Consider the following 2,604-nt stretch of genomic DNA (forward strand, 5'->3'; position numbering starts at 1 on the left):
ATGTTAAATGAAATGGGACAAATTTAGAAATATAATAAATTCATTAGAAGAAAATAGGTGAAAGTAAATGGAAAACAAAAACATCATTATAATATTGCTTGTGATAATTGTCATTCTTGCAGCGGCTGTAGGTGTGGTGCTTTCCCAGCAAATGGCAAAGGAAAAGTCTAATCTAAAAATTGCTGATAAGAGCCTTAACGTTGATGATGCACTGGTTGTTAAATTAACTGATGCCAATGGAAATCCAATTTCAAATGAGACAATCAAAATTAAACTTACAGATAAAAAGGGATTGGCAACTGATAAGGAAATAAAAACCAATTCCAAAGGTCAGGCCAAATTCAAGATGACAGAAAAAGGCAAATATTCTGTCGAATGCACATTTGATGGAAACGGTCAATATTCATCAAGTTCCGTTTCAGGAAATGTCAGCGTTAAAGAGGCAACTACCAAAGTCGTCAATAATCAAAAAACAAGTAATTCTAATTCAGCATCTGGTTTAAGTGAAGACGGATATTCATATTATCCAAGCAGCGGTCCTGCAGTTGATTCAATGGGTTATACTCGAGAATATGCAATTGCCAATAACTGGCATTATATACCACAGACAATTGACGGACGTGATGCAGGAGTATACGTGCCTTATGACTCCAAAGCGGGATGCTATCATACTTAAGGAGTGTATTTGAATGGAAAGCAAAAATATTATTATTGTATTAATTGTAATAATTGTGATACTTGCAGTTATGATTGGAATAACAGTATTGCACCCATTTGATAGTAAAGAACCAAGTAAAGTAAAAATTACCAGTAACAGGACACTTGCTGAAGGCGATAATTTAACATTGCAGCTAACGGACTTAAATAAAACAGCACTTTCAAAACAGAAAGTAAATATAACTGTTAAAGACAGCAAAGGTAAAGTTGTTTTAAATAAAACTGTAAAAACCAATGACAAAGGTAAGGCAAAGCTCGACCCTGAGCTGAAGAAAGGAAAATACAATGTAACCGTTAGCTATGGTGGTAATGAAAACTACACAGCAAACAACACAACACAAAATTTAACAATTAAAGAAAAGGTTGTTGAAGCTCAACAATCCTCCTCAAGTTCCAATGGTGGTTCATCCGAATCTTCTGATTGGTATGATTCAGGGGGGCATCATCATTATTATGAAAACGGTCAGGAATATGTCGGAGATCCAAATGCTCAACACTTTACCATTGATAAATGGAATTATGTTAGTGAACATGGAATGGAATAATTAATAATTAGGTGAAACTCTGCATCTACCTCTATTTTTTTATTTTTTTTCGTAGGTATAATACCTACAACCTTTTTTTTATTTTTTTCCAATATGTTAACTTAGAAGATAGTTTTTAAAATTTCACTAACTTATTACATTCTGTATTTCCATGAAAGCATATCTTAAGCTATTTTTTCATATACATTCATCATCTGGAATAGTCTGTTTTTATAATTCCTGGCTTGCATTGATGATTAATAATTTTTATAGTTATCAGTTTGAATTAGTATTATATGTTGTAAAAAAAATTGATTTGGGCAGTCATATTGTCCTTTTTTTAAGTGATTGAAGATTTTTTGGAGGCATTCATTGTATCTTTTTTAATAACTGATTTAATTTTTTGATTAAATATGAACATATTCAATTATATTATTTTTTAATCTGATAAACTGTATACGTATTTTATTGTTAATATTGTGAACTGTATAATTTTAAGTCGGCAACTATATATATTAGTAACGAATAAAAATCTTAATTAATGCTGTAATATATTTTTGAACCAAAAAAAATAACATGCATGTTTCGAAGAATATAAAACTTTTTTTTAAAGGAGCTCGGGAAAAAAATGAAATATACAAAACTTATAATTATAACGATTGCTATTTTTATGTTCGGAATGGCTGCGACGTGTGCCGCAGACACGAATGAAACCATAATAGCAAGTGAAACTGAACAAACAATTGAATTATCACAAGCAGATACAAATGAAAAAATATCTGCCGAGAAAAATGAACTAATAAGCCAAACAAAAAATAATGAACTGATAAGTGCAGGAAATACTGGAACATTTGCCGAACTGCGAGACAATATTACTGCAGCAGGTTCAACATTAACATTAAATAAGAATTACGAATGTGAAAACGATTTTGATAGTGAAGGAATAATTATTGCTAAATCCATAACAATCGATGGAAACGGATATAAAATCGACGCACAAGGAAAAGCAAGAATATTCAAAATATTAGCAGACAATGTCGCACTGAAAAACATAACTTTCACAAATGGAAAAACAACAGAAAATGGTGGTGCAGTTTTATTTGAAAAGTCAGGTACTGTGTCCAATTGTAATTTCACTGATAACCAAGCAACTGGTTATTACAGTAATGGTGGTGCTGTTTGGATGTCTTCTGGTAGTGTTGAAAATTGTAATTTTACTGGTAACAAAGCACCAGGTAATATCAAAGAAATTGGTGCTTTAAATGGGGGTGGTGCAGTTTTCTTTGAGTATAATGGAAATTTGACAAATTGTAATTTTATTGGTAACACTGCAACTGATTGTGGTGGTGCAGTTTACTTCCTG

General features: G+C 31.6%; 2 protein-coding genes and 1 pseudogene. All 3 read left to right on the forward strand.

What is annotated here, in order from left to right; all coding sequences use genetic code 11:
- The first annotated feature begins 67 nt into the window (after nucleotides 1–67).
- A complete protein-coding gene (locus QZ143_RS09700; RefSeq protein WP_292883700.1) occupies nucleotides 68–676 on the forward strand; it encodes a type IV pilin in 609 nt (202 codons plus the stop codon).
- A 13-nt stretch (nucleotides 677–689) separates the two neighbouring features.
- Complete coding sequence (locus QZ143_RS09705; RefSeq protein WP_292883703.1) at nucleotides 690–1,262, forward strand: Ig-like domain-containing protein; 573 nt, start codon at nucleotides 690–692, stop codon at nucleotides 1,260–1,262.
- A 649-nt stretch (nucleotides 1,263–1,911) separates the two neighbouring features.
- Nucleotides 1,912–2,604, forward strand: a pseudogene (locus tag QZ143_RS09710) (hypothetical protein); the annotation flags it as partial.

The sequence above is a fragment of the Methanobrevibacter sp. UBA188 genome (assembly GCF_905234905.1).
In the GTDB taxonomy this organism is placed as follows: domain Archaea; phylum Methanobacteriota; class Methanobacteria; order Methanobacteriales; family Methanobacteriaceae; genus Methanocatella.